Source organism: Afifella pfennigii DSM 17143 (assembly GCF_000688515.1).
Classification (GTDB): Bacteria; Pseudomonadota; Alphaproteobacteria; order Rhizobiales; family Afifellaceae; genus Afifella; species Afifella pfennigii.
This window is the reverse complement of the sequence record NZ_JHZK01000002.1, coordinates 131,533-152,074: the sequence shown is the minus strand read 5'-3', so window position 1 is coordinate 152,074 and position 20,542 is coordinate 131,533. Positions and strand designations below refer to the sequence as shown.

Annotated in this window: 14 protein-coding genes; 7 read left to right on the top strand and 7 right to left on the bottom strand. The window is 67.5% G+C overall.

Annotated features, from left to right (window positions below):
* Window positions 1–109: 109 nt before the first annotated feature.
* The 4 genes from Q331_RS0102785 to proV all read right to left on the bottom strand — a co-directional run bounded on the left by Q331_RS0102785 (window position 110) and on the right by proV (window position 4,790).
* Complete coding sequence (locus tag Q331_RS0102785) at window positions 110–1,066, bottom strand: MarR family winged helix-turn-helix transcriptional regulator (RefSeq protein WP_026379423.1); 957 nt, start codon at window positions 1,064–1,066, stop codon at window positions 110–112.
* A gap of 179 nt (window positions 1,067–1,245) precedes the next feature.
* Window positions 1,246–2,274: a glycine betaine/L-proline ABC transporter substrate-binding protein ProX gene (gene proX / locus Q331_RS0102780; RefSeq protein ID WP_026379422.1), complete on the bottom strand. Its 1,029-nt coding sequence runs from the start codon at window positions 2,272–2,274 to the stop codon at window positions 1,246–1,248.
* Between the two features lie 94 nt (window positions 2,275–2,368).
* Entirely contained in the window at window positions 2,369–3,574 is a 1,206-nt protein-coding gene (proW, locus tag Q331_RS19660) for a glycine betaine/L-proline ABC transporter permease ProW (RefSeq protein ID WP_051630430.1), read from the bottom strand.
* Window positions 3,567–4,790 carry a glycine betaine/L-proline ABC transporter ATP-binding protein ProV gene (gene proV / locus Q331_RS0102770; protein WP_051630428.1) on the bottom strand — a complete coding sequence of 408 codons (1,224 nt, stop codon included), beginning with the start codon at window positions 4,788–4,790 and terminating at the stop codon, window positions 3,567–3,569. Before proV ends, proW begins: the two co-directional genes overlap by 8 nt.
* 239 nt (window positions 4,791–5,029) lie before the next feature.
* On the opposite strand from proV, the gene dctP reads away from it, so the two are divergent.
* The 3 genes from dctP (at window position 5,030) to Q331_RS19650 (ending at window position 10,300) form a co-directional block, all read left to right on the top strand.
* A complete protein-coding gene (dctP, locus tag Q331_RS19655) occupies window positions 5,030–6,034 on the top strand; it encodes a TRAP transporter substrate-binding protein DctP (RefSeq protein ID WP_051630425.1) in 1,005 nt (334 codons plus the stop codon).
* 62 nt (window positions 6,035–6,096) lie between these two features.
* Complete coding sequence (locus Q331_RS0102760) at window positions 6,097–7,644, top strand: malonate--CoA ligase (protein WP_026379420.1); 1,548 nt, start codon at window positions 6,097–6,099, stop codon at window positions 7,642–7,644.
* A gap of 178 nt (window positions 7,645–7,822) precedes the next feature.
* Complete coding sequence (locus tag Q331_RS19650; protein WP_051630423.1) at window positions 7,823–10,300, top strand: glycogen/starch/alpha-glucan phosphorylase; 2,478 nt, start codon at window positions 7,823–7,825, stop codon at window positions 10,298–10,300.
* A 14-nt stretch (window positions 10,301–10,314) separates the two neighbouring features.
* Here the strand turns inward: Q331_RS19650 and coaBC are convergent, their stop codons facing one another.
* From coaBC to ubiE, 3 genes are all read right to left on the bottom strand, one after another.
* Window positions 10,315–11,553: a bifunctional phosphopantothenoylcysteine decarboxylase/phosphopantothenate--cysteine ligase CoaBC gene (gene coaBC, locus Q331_RS0102750; protein WP_407637758.1), complete on the bottom strand. Its 1,239-nt coding sequence runs from the start codon at window positions 11,551–11,553 to the stop codon at window positions 10,315–10,317.
* 101 nt (window positions 11,554–11,654) lie between these two features.
* Window positions 11,655–13,223, bottom strand: coding sequence for a 2-polyprenylphenol 6-hydroxylase (gene ubiB / locus Q331_RS0102745; RefSeq protein ID WP_156953245.1), 1,569 nt, complete (start codon window positions 13,221–13,223; stop codon window positions 11,655–11,657).
* A gap of 21 nt (window positions 13,224–13,244) precedes the next feature.
* A complete protein-coding gene (ubiE, locus tag Q331_RS0102740) occupies window positions 13,245–13,994 on the bottom strand; it encodes a bifunctional demethylmenaquinone methyltransferase/2-methoxy-6-polyprenyl-1,4-benzoquinol methylase UbiE (protein ID WP_026379417.1) in 750 nt (249 codons plus the stop codon).
* A gap of 119 nt (window positions 13,995–14,113) precedes the next feature.
* On the opposite strand from ubiE, the gene mutM reads away from it, so the two are divergent.
* From mutM to putA, 4 genes are all read left to right on the top strand, one after another.
* Window positions 14,114–15,016 carry a bifunctional DNA-formamidopyrimidine glycosylase/DNA-(apurinic or apyrimidinic site) lyase gene (gene mutM, locus Q331_RS0102735; RefSeq protein WP_026379416.1) on the top strand — a complete coding sequence of 301 codons (903 nt, stop codon included), beginning with the start codon at window positions 14,114–14,116 and terminating at the stop codon, window positions 15,014–15,016.
* Window positions 15,017–15,095: 79 nt separating this feature from the next.
* Window positions 15,096–15,869, top strand: coding sequence for an enoyl-CoA hydratase (locus Q331_RS0102730; protein ID WP_026379415.1), 774 nt, complete (start codon window positions 15,096–15,098; stop codon window positions 15,867–15,869).
* 131 nt (window positions 15,870–16,000) lie between these two features.
* Window positions 16,001–16,684: a Crp/Fnr family transcriptional regulator gene (locus tag Q331_RS0102725; RefSeq protein ID WP_026379414.1), complete on the top strand. Its 684-nt coding sequence runs from the start codon at window positions 16,001–16,003 to the stop codon at window positions 16,682–16,684.
* Window positions 16,685–16,768: 84 nt separating this feature from the next.
* Entirely contained in the window at window positions 16,769–20,494 is a 3,726-nt protein-coding gene (putA, locus tag Q331_RS0102720; RefSeq protein ID WP_026379413.1) for a bifunctional proline dehydrogenase/L-glutamate gamma-semialdehyde dehydrogenase PutA, read from the top strand.
* Window positions 20,495–20,542: the final 48 nt, after the last annotated feature.

The following is a 20,542-nucleotide window of genomic DNA, read 5'->3' as shown; positions in this document are numbered from 1 at the left end:
CGAAAACGCGCAGAACGCTTTTGCGGCGGAGGCGGGAGAAAGAGAAAGCCTTTGCCTTGAACTGGCGCCGAAGCCTCAGCACAGGCGGCCGGCGGCTGGCCGCGACGGCTCAATGGGCGTGGCGCACCCAGCGCTGTTCACAGGCCGCCTTGCCCCATTGGCCGCCGGTGAACTCCTCGGCGAGCCGGAAGCCGTGGCGCTCGTAGAGAAGGCGGGCGGCATCCAGACCCGTCAAGGTCCAAAGATGCGTCTCTGCAAAGCCCTTTTGGTCGCAGAAGCGCAGCGCGGCGGCGATCAGCCGGCCCCCGAGGCCGGCGCCGCGCAGGCCGGGCTCGACGATGAACCATCTGAGATGCGCCCTCGCCTCGCCGAGATCCTCGCCGTCGATGGCGATGGCGGCGACGACGCGGCCGTTCTTGTGCGCGTACCAGAGCTGGTTCTGCGGCCGTTCCAGCCGGCCGACGAATTCGGCGATGTCGCGCGCCACCTTCGCCTCGAAGGCCGCGCCGAAGCCGACAAGGGCGCTGTAATGGCGCGCATGCAGCGTCGCCACCGCGCCGATGATGCCGGGCACATAGCCGGTCTGGAGATCAAGAGCGGCCGGGGCCGGGAAGGCGACCTCACCGCAGCGGGCCGCCGTCAGCGCCCCGGCGTAGGTCTCAAGCCCGGCGAGTACCCGTTGGCGCTCCGGCTGCGAGAGCGGGCGCAGCGCCGCCTCCACCTGGCGCTCGGCGAAGGCGGTGATGGCGGCGAAGAGACGCTCGCCCTTGGCCGTCAGCGACAACAGCTTGACGCGCCTGTCCGCACCGGAACGGCTTTCCCGCACGAGCCCCTTTTGAAGGAGCGGGCCGAGAAGACGGCTGACGGTGGATTTTTCCAACAACAGGATGTCGGAAAGCTGCCGCGCCGAGACCTTGCCGGCAAAGCCGATCTCCATCACCGCGTGCACCGTGGAAGGCGACAGGCCGGTGCCGGCGATGGTCTTGTTGAGAAAGCCGAGCTCGCGCACCAGAAGCCGCGAGGCGGCGCGGATATCGGCGACGAGATGAGAGTCGGTTGCGAGCATGATCGCATTTATCGTTGTGCATTATAGTTGTATATGCCAACGATATGTCGGACCCATGCGGCGGTCAATGGAAGTGTCCGGGCAGGTATCCGGCCGCCCACAGCCGGATACCTGCAACGAAAAAGGGCCGGCGCGCGGCCGGCCCTTCCTTGCATCAAGGCGTTTGGGAAGCCGCCGGCTCAGCTGGCGTCCTCGGCCGCGGCGCGAGCCTCGTCCAGCCAGGCGTTCCACTGCTCCTGATGCGCGGCGATCCAGGCATCGGCATGGCGCTCCATGTCGGCCTCGCTATCCTCGCCGTCGCGCATCTTCAGGTTCTGCGCGGAGATGTCGTTGGAGGAGAGCTTCATGATGGAAAAGAGCTTGGCGGCGGCCGGATTGGCCTCGGCGAACTCGCGATTGGCGATGATGCGCTGGTTGTTCGCCTGAAAGCCGTAGTTGGAGCCGTCCGGCAGGGCGGTGTCGACGTCCTGGCGCTCGCCCGGCAGCGAGGAGAAGGGCACGTTCAGCCACACGACGTCCTCGCCCGGCACCATGACGCCCGACACCCAATAGGGCGTCCAGGTGTAGTAGAAGATCGGCTCGCCCTGCTCGTAGCGGGTGATCGTATCGGCCATAATGGCCGAATAGGAGCCCTGGTTGTGGGTGACGGTGTCGCGCAGCTCGAAAGCGTCGAGCTGGTGCTCGATCACCTTCTCGCAACCCCAGCCCGGGGTGCAACCGGAAAGGTCGGCCTTGCCGTCGCCGTTATTGTCGAAGAGCTTGGCGATCTCCGGATCCTTGAACTGGCCGAGATTGGTGATGTCGTGTTCTTCGGCCGTCTTCTTGTCGATCAAGTAGCCCTGCAGCGCGCCCGGCGAATAGATGCCTTCGCGGTAGATCTTCTCATCGCCCCCGGCCTCTTTGTAGAAGTCGATATGCAAGGGGTCCCAATGGGTGGCGAGGAAGGTGCCGTCGCCATTGCCGATCGCCACGTGACCGGCGGCGTATTCCAGCTCCTTGATATCCTCGACCTCGTAGCCGAGCTCCTCAAGCGCCTTCATGACGAGAAGGGTCTGGAAGGTTTCCTCAGCGATGGAGGATTTGAGCGGCACGACGTTGATGCCCTCGCCGGGCATCGACTGCGCCATGGCCGAGCTTGAGAGGAGGACGGCGAGGCCCGTGGCAGCCGCCAGGCTGCGCAGGCTGAACTTGGTTGGCGAATGGAGCATAGGCTGATCTCCCTGTGGTTCGTTCGTGTTTCAAGATTGTGGCCCGCCGCAAGCATCGGCGACAGGCAGGCAAGGCCTTGAGGCGCCGGGCGCCTTAGGCCTCGCTGGTCTTCGGTTCGGACTTGGGCCGAGATCCGGTCCGGCCCATCGCCCGGCGCACCAGGCCGACAGGGCCGCTCTCGTACCAGGCAAGGTTGCCCCGATCGCGCCGGGTCACGCCGAGCGCCTGGGTCATGCGGTCGATGATGATGGCCAGGATGACGATGCCGATGCCGCCGACCGTGGCCAGGCCCATATCGAGCCGGCCGATGCCGCGCAGCACCATCTGCCCGAGGCCGCCAACGGCGATCATGGAGGCGATGACAACCATCGACAAAGCCAGCATCAGCGTCTGGTTGATGCCGGCCATGATGGTCGGCATGGCGATCGGCAATTGCACCTTCGTCAGAAGCTGCCGATCGGAAGCGCCGAAGCTTCTCGCCGCCTCGACGAGATCGCCCGGCACCTGGCGGATGCCGAGATTGGTGAGGCGGATGAGCGGCGGCAGGGCGAAGATGATGGTGACGATGACGCCCGGCACGTTGCCGATGCCGAAGAGCATGACGATCGGCACCAGATAGACGAAGGCCGGCGTCGTCTGCATGGCATCGAGGATCGGGCGAACGATCTGCGCCGCGCGGTCGCTGCGCGCCAGCGCGATGCCGGTCGGCAGGCCGATGAGAATACAGAAGAAAACCGAGGTGAAAACGAGAGCGAGCGTGACCATGCTCTCGTCCCAGGCGCCGATGAAGCCGACGAAGGCGAGCGAGAGAACCGCGCCGATGCCGAGCCGCGGGCCGGCGGCCTGCCAGGCGAGAAGCCCGATCACCGCCAGCATGAGAACGGCCGGCATACCCAGCAAGGCCCCCTCCAGGGCCGACAGAACGCCATCGATCGGCCAGCGGATCGCCTGGAAGACCGGGCGGAAATTGGCCACCAGCCAGTCGAGGAACTGCTCCACCCACTCATTGAGCGGAATGATGGAATGGTCGAAGGGATGCAGGATGTCGAAGCGCTGCTCCTGGGCGGGCGCGGCCTGGCTGAGCCAATCGGTACTGGCCGGGGCCTCGCCGCCGGTATCCCCCCCGCCGGAAGAGCCCCAGGGATTGGTGCCGCCGCCGGAGCCGCCCCCCGATTGCGCCATATCCGTGGCTTCGGAGGCCTGCGGCGAAGCGCCGGCAGGCTCCTCGCCAGATGAGGACGTCGCCGATTGGTCGGCGCCGTTCGCCGCGGCCCATGGATTGCTCGTGGCATCAGGCATCTTGCGGGCCCTCCCGGTTCAGCGCCTCCAACAGAAGGGCACGCGAGACGACGCCGATATAGCGGCCCTTGTCGTCCACCACCGGCAGGCCGCAAGGCGCCGCCGCCACGGGGCCGATGATCTCGCCGATCATGGTGGAGGCGGAAATCGGCTCGATGCCGGGCAGGAAGGCCCGGCGCAGCTCCGGCTTATCGCTCTTCACCTCCTTCTCCAGAGAGGCGGCCGAAACGACGCCGTGGAAATGCTGGCCGCGATCGACGACATAGGCGAAGTCGCGATCGGCCTTGCCGATGCGCTGCAGGGCGCTGCGCACATTGCCGTCCCGCTCCACCACCGTCACCTGCTCCTTCACCGCGACATCGCCCGCGCTCAGAACGTTGGAGACGTTCACGCCGCGGAAGAAGGAGGAAACGTAATCGTCGGCGGGATTGTTCAAAATCTCGTCGGGCGTGCCGACCTGGATGACGCGCCCGCCCTCCATGATGGCGATGCGGTCGCCGATACGCATGGCCTCGTCGAGATCGTGCGAAATGAAGACGACCGTGCGCTTCTGCTCCTCCTGCAAGGACAGAAGCTCGTCCTGCATCTCCGTGCGGATCAAAGGATCGAGGGCGGAAAAGGCCTCGTCCATCAGCAGGATCGACGGGTCGTTGGCGAGCGCGCGGGCAAGACCGACGCGCTGCTGCATGCCGCCGGAGAGCTCGTTCGGGTAGGAATGGCCCCAGGCCTCCAGCCCCACCTGGGCGAGCGCCGCGTTGGCGCGCGCCTCGCGCTGGGCCACGGCAACGCCGTCCAGCTCCAGCCCGAACGCCGCGTTCTGCAGCACCGTCAGATGCGGCATCAGGGCGAAGGATTGGAAAACCATGGAGATGTGCCGGCGGCGGAACTCCATGAGCTCCTTGTCCGACATCTTGGCGATGTCGGCACCCTTCACCACGATCTCGCCGGAGGAGGGCTCAATCAGCCGGTTGAGCATGCGCACGAGCGTCGACTTGCCGGAGCCCGACAGCCCCATCACGACGAAAATCTCGCCTTCGCGCACGTTAAAACTGGCGTCGCAGACGCCAACGGTCATTCCAGTCTTGGCAAAGATTTCGTCCTTGCCGAGACCGTCGTTATAGAGGGCGATCGCCTCGCCCGGTTCGTCGCCGAAAACCTTGAAGAGATTCCTGACAACAAGCGTGTCGCTTTCGCTCAAACCGCTTGGCCCTTGCATTCTTGCTATTCTTGGAAGGATTTCACTTGGCGGCAAGGGGTATGCGGGGCTGGCACCGATGTCAACCTTGCAGACCTATCGCCATTCGTCGAAATGCCGTGCAAATGCTGGCCAGCGTATCGACAGTGCCTTGCAAGAGGGCCGCCTTCCGGCCACAGGCGCACGAGGTGCGCCGGGGCGCCATGCCGCGCTGTCGTCGCATTCGCCCGCTCTTCTGTGCGCCGGAAAAGGATGAACCGATGCCGCCCCGCAAATCGCCGCCGATGCTGGCTCCCGCACTCGCTCTGGCACTGGCGTTTTGTCTCGTCGGCCCCGCCGGCGCCGCGACGCTGAAGGCCGGACTGACCGGACCGAACCAGGAAGACAGCTTCCACCGTCAGATGCTGGAGAGACTGAAGCGGGTGGCCGAGGACGGCGAGCCGGCCCTCAGCATCGCCATGCCCGCCGCCGAGACGCAGGCGCGCCCGGCGGAATTGCGCCGCGCCCTCGCCTCCGGGCGCATCGACATCGCCGCCCTGCCGCTGGCGGCCGCCGGCGGCGACAGCGCCCTTACGGCTGCCCTGCTTCCCGGCCTGGTGCGCGACCTTGGCCGGGCCAAACGGCTTTCCCGCTCCGCCTTCGCCGCCGTGTTACGCGAAAGGGCGGAGGCGGCCGGCCTGGTGGTTCTCGCCGATGCCTGGCTGTCGGGCGGCATCGTCTCCGCCGATGCCTGTATCGGCGAGCCCGCCTCGCTTTCCGGCAAGACGCTGCACGCCGAAGCGCCGGCGCTGCGCACGCTCCTGGTCAAATCCGGCGCGGCGGTCGCGGAGACGCCGCGGGCGCGGCTCGCCGAGGCGATGGCCGGGGGCGTCATCGACGGCGCCTTCGCCTCTTCGGAGACGCTTCTGCAAGAGGGCCTGACCACGACCGTCAAATGCCTGACCGCGCCGGGCGAGGCGGCGCTCTTCGTCAGCTACGAGCCTATCGTCATGGCAAAACCCGCTTTCGAAGCGCTCGGCGAAGAGGAGCAGAAGGCGCTGAAAGCGGCTGGCCAGAAGGTTGCCGAATGGGCCGGCGAGGCGGCTGTGGAACTGGAGGACGAGCTGACGCGGACCTATGCGGCGGCCGGCGTCAAGGTCGAGGAGATGGACCGCGCCGCCTTCGATCAATGGCTCGCCGTCGCCAAGGAATCGGCCTTCCGCGATCTCGTCCGCGACAGCGATGTCGGCAAGCGGCTGATCGACGAGGCGATCAGCCTGAACTGAGGGCCGCGCAACCTTCAAGCAAGGCCTTGCCATGAGGCGCGGCGAGGCGCCATGGAAAGCGCATGGACCGCAATCTCTATTCCCGCCTCGCCGCCTTTTTTCCCGCCGACGCGCCGGGCACGCGCTTCGCCGAGCTCGGCGAGGGCAGAACCTACAGCTACGGCGATGTGGAGGAGGTCTCCGCGCGCTTCGCCAACGCCCTTCTCGCGCTCGGCGTGCGGCCCGGCGACCGGGTGGCGGCGCAGGTGGAAAAGAGCATCGAGGCGGTGATGCTCTATCTCGGCACGGTGCGGGCCGGGGCGGCGTTCCTGCCGCTCAACACGGCCTATACGCCGGCGGAGATCGACTATTTCCTTGCCGATGCGGAGCCGGCCATCTTCGTCTGCGATCCCGCCAGGGCCGCGACGCTGCGGCCGGTCGCGGAGAGCAAGGGAGCGCGGCTTGAGACGCTCGGCGTGTGGCGCTCGCCGCAGCTATCGGCCGGCAGCCTCGCCGACAGGGCGCTCAGCGCCTCGCCGCGCTTTGCCACCGTGCCGCGCGGCGACGACGACCTTGCCGCCATCCTCTACACCTCCGGCACGACGGGGCGCTCCAAGGGCGCCATGCTCACCCACGACAACCTCGCCTCCAACGCCCTGGCGCTGCGCGATATCTGGCGCTTCACCGACAAGGACGTCCTCCTGCACGCCCTGCCAATCTTCCACACGCACGGGCTTTTCACCGCCATCAACACGCTGATGGCCGCCGGCGGCCAGCTGATCTTCCTGCCGCGCTTCAGCGTCGATGAGGTGATCGCCGCCCTGCCGCGCGCCACCTCGATGATGGGCGTGCCGACCTTCTACACGCGGCTTCTGGCCGACGCGCGGCTCAGCCGCGAGCGCGTCGCCCATATGCGGCTTTTCATCTCAGGCTCCGCGCCGCTCACCGCCGCCACGCACGAAGCCTTCGCGGCGCGCACCGGCCACGCCATCCTGGAGCGCTACGGCATGACGGAGACGAGCATGAACACCTCCAATCCCTATGAGGGGGAGCGGCGGGCCGGCACGGTCGGCTTTGCCATCCCCGGGGTGGAGCTGCGCATCGCCGATCCGCAGACGGGCGAGGAGAAGACGCAAGGCGAGATCGGCGTCATCGAGGTGAAGGGCCGCAACGTCTTCAAGGGCTATTGGCGCATGCCCGAAAAGACCGCCGCAGAGTTCCGGAACGGCTTCTTCGTCACCGGCGATCTCGGGCTTATCGACCAAGACGGCTATGTCCATATCGTCGGACGCGCCAAGGATCTCATCATCTCCGGCGGTCTCAACATCTACCCCAAGGAGATCGAGGCCGCGCTCGACAGCCTGCCGGGCGTCGCCGAATCGGCGGTCATCGGCGTGCCCGACGCCGATTTCGGCGAGGCCGTGATTGCGCTTGTCGTGCCGGAGAATGGCCTCCGCCCGCAGCCGGAGAGACTGGCCGCGGCGCTGCGGGAGCGGCTTGCCGGCTTCAAGCAGCCCAAGCGAATCGTCTTGGTGAAGGAATTGCCGCGCAACGCCATGGGAAAAGTTGAAAAGGCGCGTCTTCGCGCCAGTTTCGCCGAGGCTCTGCATGTTGATCAGGCAGGCGAATGAAGCGATTTCCTGCAGGGGCTTCTGTTAGGGCGTTGAACCGCGACTGCTAAGTAGGCTAACTTCCCGCGCCATTTTGCTTTCAACGTGTCGCCGATGCGAGGGGGGATCGCCGCGCTGACCGCGTTGCCTTCCGCCAGCCGGCGGAGTCGCTTTCCACATTTCACGAGGGACACAGCTGATGGACGCTGCCTCACCAGCCAAGCCCATGCGGCATATCGCCAGCGCAGAGGACATGCGCAGGCTGATCGTCGACAAGCTCATCTATTCGGTCGGCAAGGATCCGCAAAACGCCGTGCGCCAGGATTGGAGCGCGGCGCTGATCCTGGCCGTGCGCGACCAGCTCGTCGACCGCTGGATGCAATCGACGCGCAAGGCGTACCGGGAGGACCAGAAGCGGGTCTATTACCTGTCGATGGAGTTCCTGATCGGCCGGCTGTTGAAGGACACCATCCTCAATCTCGGCCTGGAGAAGCATGTGCGCGAGGCGCTGGCGTCGCTGGGACGGGATTACGAGCAGATCTTGCGCTCAGAGCCCGACGCCGCCCTCGGCAATGGCGGCCTCGGCCGGCTCGCCGCCTGCTTCCTCGATTCCATGTCGACGCTGGCCATCCCCGCCCATGGCTACGGCATCCGCTACGAGAACGGCCTGTTCCGCCAAAGCCTCGCCGACGGGTGGCAGACGGAAGAGCCGGAGGACTGGCTGGTCACCGGCCATAACTGGGAGTTCGAGCGGCCGGAGGTCATCTATCACATCCCCTTCGGCGGCCAGGTCGTGGAACGCCATGACGGCCGGCGCCACTGGCAGGCGGCCGAGGTCATCCTCGCCGCCGCCTACGACACGCCGATCGCCGGCTGGCGCGGCAGCCATGTCAACACGCTGCGCCTGTGGGCGGCACGGCCGGCCACGCGCATCGATCTGGCCAGCTTCAACCGCGGCGAATACCTGACGGCGATGGAATCGGCGGTGCGGGCGGAGACGATCTCGCGCGTGCTCTATCCGGACGACACCACCGACGAAGGCAAGAACCTGCGTCTGCGGCAGGAATTCTTCTTCACCTCCGCCTCGCTGCAGGACCTGTTGCGCCGCTTCCTCTCCGACCATCCGGACCTCAGGCAGTTGCCGGACAAGGTCGCCATCCAGCTCAACGACACCCATCCGGCGGTCGCCGTGGTGGAGCTGATGCGCCTGCTCGTCGACGAGCACGGCATGGGCATGGACGAGGCCTACGACATCACCCGCAGAACCCTCTCCTACACCAATCACACGCTGATGCCGGAAGCGCTGGAGCGCTGGTCGCTGACGCTCTTCGGCGCGGTGCTGCCGCGGCATCTGGAACTGGTGCGCTGGATCGACGAGCAGCATCTGAGAACCGCCGCGGCGGCCCAGCGCTCGCTCGACCTGGAGCGGCTGCGCATCGTCGATCACGGCAACGGCAACGGCCATGGCGTGCGCATGGGCCATCTCGCCTTCGTCGGCAGCCACCGCGCCAACGGCGTCTCGGCGCTGCATGCCGATCTGATGCGCCGCACGGTCTTTCACGATCTCGATCAGGTCTATCCGGGGCGCATCATCGGCGTCACCAACGGCGTGACGCCGCGCCGCTGGCTGCATTCCTGCAACAAGCCGCTGAGCGACCTTCTGGAAGAGACGATCGGCGAGGCATGGATCGGCGACCTTGAGGCGATCAAGGCGCTGGAGCCCTTCGCCGACGACGCCGCCTTCGGCGAGCGCTTCCACGCCGCCAAGCGCATCAGCAAGGAGCGCCTTGCCGCCGAGATCGAAGAGCGGCTCGGCCTCAAGGTCTCGCCGGACGCCATGTTCGACGTGCAGATCAAGCGCATGCACGAATACAAGCGCCAGCTCCTCAACATCATGGAGGCGGTGGCGCATTATTTCGCCATCCGCGCCGAGCCGGATCGGGACTGGACGCCGCGGCTGAAGATCTTCGCCGGCAAGGCGGCGCCCGGCTATCAGATGGCCAAGCTGATCATCAAGCTCATCAACGACGTGGCGCGGGCGGTGAACAGCGATCCGGTCATCGGCGACCGGCTGAAGATCGCCTTCATCCCCAATTACAACGTCTCGCTGGCCGAGCGCATCATCCCGGCGGCCGATCTGTCGGAGCAGATCTCCACCGCCGGCATGGAAGCCTCCGGCACCGGCAACATGAAACTGGCGCTCAACGGCGCCATCACCATCGGCACGCTGGACGGCGCCAATGTGGAGATCTCCGAGCGCGTCGGCGCGCAGAACATCCATATTTTCGGCCTCACCGCGGAGGAAATCGCCGCCCACCGGCTTGCCGGCTTCGATTCGCGCGCCGTCATCGAAGCGGACCCGATCCTGAAGAGCGTCATCGACGCCATCGGCTCCGGCGTCTTCTCGCCGGAGGAGCCGGGCCGCTTCCGCGCCATCGTCGACCGGTTGACCTATGACGATTTCTTCTTCGTCACGGCCGACTTCGCCGCCTATCTCGACGCGCAGCGGCAGGTGGACGAAGGCTTCAACGACCGGCGGGAATGGACGCGCCGAGCGATCCTCAACACGGCCCGCGTCGGCTGGTTCTCCGCCGACAGGGCGATCCGCGATTATGCCCGGGAGATCTGGGGGGTCGACACCCCGCCCCCCTCTGCCTTCGCCGAGGCGGCGGAATAGGCTTTCAGGTCCCTTCAGCCCGTCGCCACCTCGCCGCGAGCTTCCTTCGCGGCGAGAAGCGCGGCCGCCCGCTCCACCAGACGCGCGGCCACCGCGTCCTTACCCATGCGCGGCCACGCCTCCTCGCCGCGCGCGGTGACGAAATGGACGGCGTTCTCCTCGCCGCCCATGATGCCGGTCGACGGCGAGACGTCGTTGGCGAGGATGACGTCGCAGCCTTTCCTCGCCAGCTTGGCGCGCGCATTGGCGACGACATTCTCCGTCTCGGCGGCGAAGCCGACAACGAGCCCCGGGCGCCGGGCGTGACGTGAGAGCGTGGCGAGGATGTCGGGGTTCTGCGTCAGGCCGAGCGACAGGCCGCCATCGCCGTCCTTCTTCATCTTCTGCCGCGCTTCCTCGGCAACGCGCCAATCGGCGACGGCCGCCGCCATGATCGCGATATCGGCCGGCAGCGCAGCCTCTACGGCTTCCAGCATCTGCCGCGCCGTCTCCACCTTCACCGTCTCAACGCCGGCAGGAGGGGCAAGCGCGACGGGGCCGGAGACGAGGGTGACGCGCGCGCCGGCGGCGGCGAAGGCGGCGGCGATGGCATGGCCCTGGCGGCCGGAGGAGCGGTTGGCGAGATAGCGCACCGGGTCGATGGGCTCGTGCGTCGGCCCTGAGGTGACGAGGACATGCCGGCCGGCAAGCGGGCCAAAGCCGGCGCCGAAAAGCGCCTCGACCGCGGCCAGGATCGCTTCAGGTTCGGCCATGCGCCCCATGCCGGCCTCGCCCGCCTCCGCCATCTCGCCCGCCTCCGGGCCGACGAAGCGGATGCCGTCGGCGGCAAGCCGGCGAAAATTGCGCTGCGTTGCGGCATGCGCCCACATGTTCGGGTTCATCGCCGGAGCCGCGAGCACCGGCCTGTCGGTGGCGAGCAGCACCGCGCCGGCAAGGTCGTCGGCGATGCCGGCCGCCATCTTGGCCATGCGGCTCGCCGTCGCCGGGGCGAGGAGAACAAGATCGGCGTCGCGGGCAAGGCGGATATGGCCGATATCCTCCTCCGCCCGGCGATCGAATAGCTCGGTGAGAACCGGGCCGTGGGCGAGCGCGCCAGCGGCAAGCGGGGTGACGAATTCCTGCGCCCCCCTGGTCATGACGACGCGCAGATCTGCTCCCGCCTTCTTCAACAGGCGGATGAGCTCCAGCGCCTTATAGGCGGCGATGCCGCCGCCGATGATGAGGATAATGCGCCGCCCGCCAATGTCGCTCACCGTCATAGCCTTCGGCCCTTATCGGCCGATCCCTTGCTTGCCGCGGCGCGACGATAGGCCAAGAGCGTTACCCAATCCAATCGCCGGCAAGCACCCTTGCCTTAGAAGAAGCTGACGACGGCGAGGACGGCAAGGGCGAGACCGCCGATCCTGACCGCCCAGCGCGTCCAGAAAAGCTCCTTGGCGGAAGCGTCGGCGAGCCTTGTCACCGTCTCCTCGTCGAGCTTGATGCCTCCGGCGGAGAAGGCCGCAAGGCGGTCGACCGCCGATTCCACCCGCGTCAGCGTGCCGGGAAGCCGCTCCACGAAGCCGCCGATCTGGCGGATCGTATCGGCCGCGTCCTCCAGTCGGCCCGCCGGGCCGAGATGGCGCTGCATCCATTCGGTGACGACCGGCTCGGCGGCGGCCCACATATCGAATTCCGGATCGAGCCGGCGCGCCACGCCCTCCACCACCACCATGGTCTTCTGCAACAGGATGAGCTCGGGGCGGGTCTGCATGTTGAACAGCGCCGTCACCTCAAAGAGCAGCCCGAGCAGGCGGGCCATGGAGATCTCGCTCGCCCGCTGACCCTGGATCGGCTCGCCGATGGCCCTCAGCGCCTGGGCGAAATCCTCCGCCGTATGGATCGGCGGCACGTAGCCGACCTCCAGATGCAGCTTGGCGATCTGCAGATAGTCGCGCTTGATGAAGCAGTAGATCACCTCGGCAAGGAAGCGCCGCTCCTTCGGACCGATGCGACCCATGATGCCGAGATCGACGGCGACGAGCTCGCCGTCATGGTCGACGAAGAGATTGCCCTCATGCATGTCGGCATGGAAGAAGCCGTCGCGCAGGGCGTTGCGCAGGAAGGACTGGACGACGGTAAGGGCGAGCCTTTCCCGGTCGATGCCTGCCTCCACAAGCGCCTCGGTGTTGCGCAGCTTGATGCCGTCGATCCACTCCATGGTGAGGACGTCGCGGCCGGTCAGCGACCAGTCGACCTTCGGCACGCGAAAATCCACGTCGTCGGCGATGTTCTCCGACAGCTCCGAATAGGCGGCCGCCTCCAGACGCAGATCCATCTCCAGAAGAACGGTGCGCTCCAGCGTCTGAACCACGGCAACCGGCTTTAAGCGCTTGCCCTCCGAGGACAGGCCCTCCAGGAAATGCGCCCCGGCATAGAAGGTCTCCAGGTCGCGCTGGAAGCGGCCGCGCACATGCGGGCGCAGCACCTTGACCGCAACCTCGCGCTCCTCGCCGTCGAGGAGCATGGTGGCGTGATGCACCTGGGCAATGGAGGCGGCGGCCAACGGCTCGGAAAAGGAGGTGAACACCCTGTCGACGGGACGGCCGAGATTGGCGGCAATGATCGCTTTCGCCTCCTCGGTCGGAAAGGGAGGCATCTCGTCCTTGAGACCCGACAGCGCCTCGGCCGCCTCGTTGCCGACGATATCGGGCCGCGTCGCCAGGAACTGGCCGAGCTTCACATAGGAGGGGCCGAGCTGGTGCAGACGCGCCGACAGGCGCCGGCCGCGCTCGGCGCCGGAAAGGCCGCGCGGCTCGAACAGGCGCAGGAAGCGCACGCCGCGCGCCGGCCCTGGCGGCAGCTCATCGATGTCGACGAAGCCGAGGGCTCCCGCCCGGACGATATGGAATCCCGCCTTGGTAAGGCGGAAGAGACTTAACACGCTGGCGATCCTGGCCCGTTGCTAGAGCTTCCAACCGGAATGGAGAGCGACGATGCCGGCGGTATAGTCGCGATAGCTTACGCGCTCAAAGCCCGCATCGGCGATCATGGCGGCAAATCGCTCCTTGTTGGGGAAGACGCGGATCGATTCCACCAGATACTGATAGGAGTCGCGATCGCCGGTCACGACGCGGCCGATGGTCGGAATGACATGAAAGGAATACGCCTCGTAGGCCTCGCGGATGAGGGGCATCGACACCGGGGTGAATTCCAGGCAGAGGAAGCGCCCGCCCGGCTTCAGGACGCGATAGGCTTCGCTGAGCGCCTTGTCCAGCCGCGGCACGTTGCGGATGCCGAAGGCGATCGTATAGGCATCGAAGCTTGCATCCTCGAAGGGAAGCTCCTCCGCATTCGCCTCCACATAGGTGAAATGGGCGTTGCGCCGCTTCTCGGCCCGCTCGCGGCAGACCTCCAGCATGGAGGCGTTGATATCGGCGACGGTCACCTCCGCATGGCCTCTGGAGCGGTCGGCGATGCGAAAGGCTATGTCGCCGGTGCCGCCCGCCATGTCGAGCACCTTGTAGGGCCGGCCCGATTGCGGCGGGGCGAGCCAGGAGACCATGGCGTTCTTCCATAGCCGGTGCAGCCCGCCCGACATCAAGTCGTTCATGATGTCGTAGCGCCGGGCGACCGAGTGGAAGACCCCATCGACGCGGCCCTGCTTTTCCTCCATGGCTACCTCCTGGTAGCCGAAGCGGGTCTTCTCGCTCATCTACATGTCCTCTGAAGGCTGATGTCTTGCCGTTGGCGGGCGAATGTGGCCGGACCATAACCAATGCGCGATTGCCGCGCCATGCGGCGAGGCGCAAGAGGCGAACGAGTGGGCGAAGCATGCCGGAACTGCCGGAGGTGGAGACGATCAGGCGGGGTCTTGCCCCCATCCTGGAAGGGCGGAAGATCGAGAAGGTGGAGCTGCGCCGCCCGGATCTACGCTTTCCCTTGCCGCAAGGTTTCGCCAGGCGGCTTCAGGGGCGGCGCATCGTCCATATCGGCAGGCGGGCGAAATATCTCCTGGTGGAGACGGCGGGCAAAGCCGGCAAGGAAGCCGGCGGGCCGATCCTCGTCATGCATCTGGGCATGACCGGCTCCTTCCGCTTTGAGGGCGCGGTGGAGATGACGCCCGCCGACGGGCGCTATTTTGAGGGCAAGAAGAAGAGCGAGCACGACCATGTCGTCTTCCATCTTTCCGGCGACACGCGGCTCATCTTCAACGATGCCCGCCGCTTCGGCTTCATGGACATCGCCGAGGCCGGCCGGCTTAGCGAGCATCCGCTCTTTGCCCATCTCGGCGTGGAGCCGACGGGCAACGCGCTCACCCCGCAATTCCTGGCCGCCCGGCTTGCCGGCCGCAGAGCCCCCCTGAAGGCGGCGCTGATGGACCAGCGGCTCGTCGCCGGGCTCGGCAACATCTATGTCTGCGAGGCGCTGTGGCGCGCGAAGCTGTCGCCAAGGCGCGGCGCCGGCTCGCTGGTGCGCAAGGACGGGCGCCCGACGCAGCGCCTGGAAGCGCTGGTGGAGGCCATCCGCGCCGTCATCGCCGAGGCCATCGCGGCCGGCGGCTCCTCCTTGCGCGATTATGTGCAGGCCAACGGCACGGTCGGCCGCTTCCAGGAGAGCTTCGCCGTCTATGACCGCCAGGGCGAGCCCTGCCCGCGAACAACTTGCAGCGGCACCGTTGCCCGCATCACGCAATCGGGACGTTCCACGTTTTACTGCCCCCTCTGCCAGAGGTGAGAGGGTGCTGCCAGCTCCCGCCTTGCCGGGAGGGCGCAAGAGGATTAGGCATCGGCGAAGGGCCTTTCGGGAGGGAAGAATGGGCTACGATTTCATCCTGGTGGAAAAGCGCGGGCGGGCGGGGCTCATCACGCTCAACCGGCAGAACGCGCTCAATGCGCTCAATGCCGGCCTGATCAGCGAGCTCAACGCCGCGCTCGACGATTTCGAGGCCGACGAGAAGATCGGCGCCATCGTCATCACCGGCTCCGAGAAGGCCTTCGCCGCCGGCGCCGACATCAAGGAGATGAAGGATCTCGATTTCGTGGAGGCCTATCGCCGCGATTTCATCACCTCCTGGGACCGCGTCGGCCAACGCCGCAAGCCGCTGATCGCCGCCGTCGCCGGCTATGCGCTCGGCGGGGGCTGCGAGCTCGCCATGATGTGCGATTTCATCATCGCCGCGGAGACGGCCAAGTTCGGCCAGCCGGAGATCACGCTCGGGGTCATGCCGGGCGCCGGCGGCACGCAGCGCCTCACCCGCTTCGTGGGCAAGGCCAAGGCGATGGATCTGTGCCTCACCGGCCGGCTGATGGACGCGGAGGAAGCCGAGCGCGCCGGCCTCGTCTCGCGCATCGTGCCGGCGGGCGACCTTCTGGAAGAGGCGGTGAAGGCGGCGCAGAAGATCGCCTCCTTCTCCCTGCCGGCGGTGATGATGACCAAGGAGAGCGTCAACCGCGCCTACGAGACGACGCTCGCAGAGGGCGTGCGCTTCGAGCGCCGGCTGTTCCACGCCATGTTCGCCACGGAGGACCAGAAGGAAGGCATGACCGCCTTCGCCGAAAAGCGCGAGCCGCAGTTCAAGAACCGCTGAGCGCAAGCCGCCGAGCCCGACCGCCGAGCCTGCGGGGGCCGGCGCCGCTTCTGCGCCCAGGCGCTTGTCAAGCGCGCCCGGGCGCCGCACCATAGGGCGGAGATTTCCCTGGCGTGGGGCCCGCCGGCGATATGGACGATTTACGGGCGATACCTCTCTTCAAGGATCTTGGCGAGGAGCGCGCCAAGGCGGTGGCTTCGCGCTGCCGCTGGCGCAATTACGACACCAACGAACTCATCATCGACTACGAGGACGAATCCGACGAGGTGCATTTCATCCTCGCCGGCAAATGCCGCGTCCTCTTCCGCTCGCCGACCGGACGCGAGATCATTCTCGGCGAACTCGGCGAAGGCACCTATTTCGGCGAGCTCGCCGCCATCGACGGCACGCCGCGCTCGGCCAACGTCACGGCCATGCATCGTTCCCGGCTGTGCATCATGCCGGGGCGGCTGTTCATGGACCTTGCGACCGAGGTGCCCTCCGTCAGCCGGCACATGCTCGCCAATCTCGCCGGCCTGGTGCGCTCCCTCAACGCCAGGCTCGCCGAGCATTCCTTCCTGCAGACCAAGGAGCGGCTCTACGCCGAGCTCATCCGCCAATCGAAGCCGCGGACCGGCCATGAGGGGCAGCGCATCGTCTCGCCGCCGCCCTTCCATCACGATCTGGCCAACCGCATCGGCTGCCGCCGCGAGGTGGTCTCGCGCGAATTGTCGGCGCTCGCCAAGGCCGGGCTGACGGAAAAGAGCCGCGGCGGGCTCATTCTGTGCGACCCGGACGAGCTCAACCGGCGCATCTCCAAGGCGATGGAGAAGTAGGCTCCGCCTTCGCGCCCTTTTGGGGCGTTGAATCCGCCCCCGCTTTCGGCGCAGCATCGCGCAAGGCCAGCCGAGCGAGACGCCATGCCGACCGATCTTCGCGCCGAAATCCGCGCCGCCCCTTATCAAGACGAAGCGACAAGCATCGCCCGGCGCCTTGCCGCCATCCCGCTCGACAAGGCGGCACGGGAACGCGCCGCCGAAGCGGCAAAGACGATGGTGGAGGCGCTGCGCGCCGATCCGGCGCCGCATCTGATGGAGCGCTTTCTGGCCGAATACGGGCTTTCCACCGACGAGGGCGTGGCGCTGATGTGCCTCGCCGAGGCGTATCTGCGCGTTCCCGACGCGCCGACGCTCGACGCGCTCATCCGCGACAAGATCGGCGGCGCCGATTGGGGCCGCCATCGCGGCAGCGCCGATTCCCTCCTCCTCAACGCCTCCTCCTGGGGGCTGATGCTCACCGGCCAGCTTTACGGCGCAAAGGCTTCCGGCGAGCAGGCCGAGGCGCATCTCCTGCACACGATGCGCCGCATGGTGCAGCGCGTCGGCGAGCCGGTGGTGCGCACCGCCGTCGCCCAGGCGATGAAGATGCTCGGCGCCCAGTTCGTTCTCGGGCGCCATATCGAGGAGGCGATGCGGCACGCCGCGCCGCTGCGCGAGAAGGGCTATCGCTATTCCTACGACATGCTCGGCGAGGCGGCGCGCACGGGCGAGGATGCGGAGCGCTATTTCCGCTCCTATGCCGGCGCCATCGAGGCCATCGGCCGAGAGGCCGGCTCCGGCGATATCGCCGCAAGGCCTTCCATCTCCGTGAAGCTCTCGGCGCTGCATCCGCGCTACGAGACGGTGCAGCAAAAGCGCGTCCTCGCCGAGCTGACGCCGCGGCTCACCGATTTGATCGCGCTTGCCCGGCGCGCCGGGATCGGCCTTTCCGTCGACGCGGAAGAGGCCGACCGGCTGGATATCTCGCTCGACGTCATCGAGGCGGCGCTGGCCTCAGACGCGGCGCAGGGCTGGGACGGCTTCGGCTTCGTCGTCCAGGCCTTCGCCAAGAGCTCTGCGCCGGTGCTTTCCTGGATCGCCGAGCTTTCCCGCCGGCGCGGCACGCGCCTTGCCGTGCGCCTCGTCAAGGGCGCCTATTGGGATTACGAGATCAAGCTCGCCCAGACGCTCGGCCTTCCCGCCTATCCGGTCTTCACCCGCAAGGCCTCCACCGACGTCTTCTATCTCGCCGGGGCGGGCTTTCTCCTTGCGAACGCGGAACATCTCTATCCGCAATTTGCCACCCACAACGCCCATACCGCCGCCGCCATCCTGGAGATGGCCGAGCCCGATACCGCCTTCGAGTTCCAGCGCCTGCACGGCATGGGCGAGGCGCTGCACGAGAAGCTGCGGCAGGCGACGGGAAGGCCCTGCCGCATCTATGCGCCGGTGGGCGTGCACAAGGACCTCCTCGCCTATCTCGTCCGCCGGCTTCTTGAGAACGGCGCCAATTCCTCCTTCGTGCACCAGCTTCTCAATGCCGAGGTGCCGGCCGCCGAGCTCGCCGCCGACCCGATCGCGAAGGTGGAGGCGGCAAAGCCGCTCGCCCATCCGCATATCCCGCTGCCGCCGGACCTCTTCCGGCCGGAGCGGGCGAATTCCAAGGGCTGGAACATCAACAACGCGCTCGACCTTGCCGCGCTGGAGGAGGCGATGGCGCCCTTCCGCGACAAGCTGTGGGAGGCCGCACCGCTGATCGGCGGTGAAAGGAAGGATGGCGAAAAACGCCGGCTCCTCAACCCGGCGCGGCGGGCGGAGGAGGTGGGGACGGTGCTTGAAGGGGACGCTGAGAGCGCGCGGCTGGCCGTCGCCGCCGCGGCACAGGCGGCGCCCGCCTGGGGGGAGAGGCCGGCAGAGGAGCGGGCTTCGATCCTGGAGCGGGCGGCCGATCTTTATGAGGCGAACGCGCCGGAACTGATGGCGCTCGCCACCCGCGAAGCCGGCAAGACGCGGCTCGACGGCATCCTGGAGGTGCGCGAGGCGGCCGACTTCCTGCGCTATTACGCCGCCGAGGCGCGGCGCCTTCTCGGAGCGGACGTGTCAGGGGAGGCGCGGCGCCAGGCACGCGGCGTCTTCGTCTGCATCTCGCCCTGGAACTTCCCCCTCGCCATCTTCACCGGCCAGGTCTCCGCGGCGCTCGCCGCCGGCAACGCCGTCGTCGCCAAGCCGGCCGAGCAGACGCCTCTGACGGCGGCGCGGGCGGTGCAGCTCCTGCACCAGGCGGGCGTTCCCGGCGCGGCGCTGAATTTCGTTCCCGGCGAGGGCGGCACGGTGGGCGCGGCGCTGACGGCCGATCCGCGCATCGCCGGCGTCTGCTTCACCGGCTCCACGGAAACGGCGGTTCGCATCGACCGGGCGATGGCGCAAAACGCTCCCGCCCGCGCGCCGCTGATCGCGGAAACCGGCGGGCTCAACGCCATGATCGTCGATTCCACCGCCCTGCCGGAGCATGCGGTGCGCGACATCGTGCAATCGGCCTTCCAGTCGGCCGGGCAGCGCTGCTCGGCGCTGCGGGCGCTCTTCGTGCAGGAGGATATCGCCGGCCCGCTCCTGAAAATGCTTCAGGGCGCCACCCGCGAGCTTGTCGTCGCCGATCCCTGGGAGCCGGCGAGCGATGTCGGGCCGGTGATCGATGCGGAAGCGCGCGCCGGCATTGTGGATCACGTGGAACGGCTGAAGGCGAAGGGCCGGCTCCTCTTCGAGCACCCCTACGTGCCGCAGGAAGGCACTTTCGTCGCGCCGGTGGCGCTCAGCCTCGATGCCTTCTCGGAGCTGAAAGAAGAGATTTTCGGCCCCGTCCTTCATGTCGTGCGCTTCAAGGCGGAGGAGCTCGACAAGGTGGTGGAGGAAATCAACGCCGCCGGCTACGGCCTCACGCTCGGCGTGCATTCGCGCGTCGACCAGCGCGTGGAACGCATCTGCGAGCGGGCGCGCATCGGCAATATCTACGTCAACCGCAACCAAATCGGCGCCGTGGTCGGGGTGCAGCCCTTCGGCGGCGAGGGGCTTTCCGGCACCGGACCGAAAGCCGGCGGGCCGCATTATCTCCTGCGCTTCACACGGCCGGCAAGGCCGCCGGAAGCCGTCGCGGACGCCGCTTCCAGGCTGGCCGTTGCGCCGCAATCGCTGTCGCTTGAGGATTTTTCAAAGCTCGCCCCGGCGCGCGACTGGGAAGAGAATTCGGCGCGCATCATGATGCTGGCGAGCGCCGCCAGCAGCCTGCCGGAGGCGCCGCAAAAGGTGGCGCGGGCGGCGATTGAGGCGGCGCGGCCGCAGATCGCCGGCATCCTCGCCCTGCCCGGCCCGACCGGCGAGGCCAACCGGCTCGGCCTTCATGCGCGCGGTGTCGCGCTCTGCCTCGGCGGCGAAGCGGGCGGGGCGCTGCTCGCCCAGACGGTGACGGCGCTCGTTGCCGGCAACCGCGTCGTCATTCCCGCGTCACGGGCGGACGAGGCCGTCCTGGCGCTTGCCGGCGCTCTCGGCGAGATCGTGCGGCCGAAGCGGCTCATCGTCTTCGTGCAAGGCGAGCCGGAAGAGCTGGCCGCAAGGTTGCCGCGGCTCGGCCTCGTCGCCTATGAGGTGCAACAGGCGCCGGGGGACGAGACGGCGCGCCGCATCCGCCTCGCCCTCGCCGGGCGCCAGGGCGCACGCGTGCCGCTCGTTTCGCTCGCCGACGGCGTTGCCCTCTTCGCCACCGAAAGGGTCGTCTCCATCGACACGACGGCTTCGGGGGGCAATGCCAGCCTTCTCACGCTCGGGGAGGAGTGAGCCGGCCGACATCAAGCTGCAACTCTCTTCCGGCTAGGCAGTTAGAAA

Coding starts and splice junctions, on each gene's coding strand:
- Q331_RS19650 (WP_051630423.1), top strand. CDS start 7,823: ATGGACGCTGCCTCACCAGCCAAGCCCATGCGGCATATCGCCAGCGCA.
- mutM (WP_026379416.1), top strand. CDS start 14,114: ATGCCGGAACTGCCGGAGGTGGAGACGATCAGGCGGGGTCTTGCCCCC.
- Q331_RS0102785 (WP_026379423.1), bottom strand. CDS start 1,066: ATGCTCGCAACCGACTCTCATCTCGTCGCCGATATCCGCGCCGCCTCG.
- Q331_RS0102760 (WP_026379420.1), top strand. CDS start 6,097: ATGGACCGCAATCTCTATTCCCGCCTCGCCGCCTTTTTTCCCGCCGAC.
- proV (WP_051630428.1), bottom strand. CDS start 4,790: ATGCAAGGGCCAAGCGGTTTGAGCGAAAGCGACACGCTTGTTGTCAGG.
- Q331_RS0102725 (WP_026379414.1), top strand. CDS start 16,001: ATGGACGATTTACGGGCGATACCTCTCTTCAAGGATCTTGGCGAGGAG.
- proW (WP_051630430.1), bottom strand. CDS start 3,574: ATGCCTGATGCCACGAGCAATCCATGGGCCGCGGCGAACGGCGCCGAC.
- putA (WP_026379413.1), top strand. CDS start 16,769: ATGCCGACCGATCTTCGCGCCGAAATCCGCGCCGCCCCTTATCAAGAC.
- Q331_RS0102730 (WP_026379415.1), top strand. CDS start 15,096: ATGGGCTACGATTTCATCCTGGTGGAAAAGCGCGGGCGGGCGGGGCTC.
- proX (WP_026379422.1), bottom strand. CDS start 2,274: ATGCTCCATTCGCCAACCAAGTTCAGCCTGCGCAGCCTGGCGGCTGCC.
- dctP (WP_051630425.1), top strand. CDS start 5,030: ATGCCGCCCCGCAAATCGCCGCCGATGCTGGCTCCCGCACTCGCTCTG.
- ubiE (WP_026379417.1), bottom strand. CDS start 13,994: ATGAGCGAGAAGACCCGCTTCGGCTACCAGGAGGTAGCCATGGAGGAA.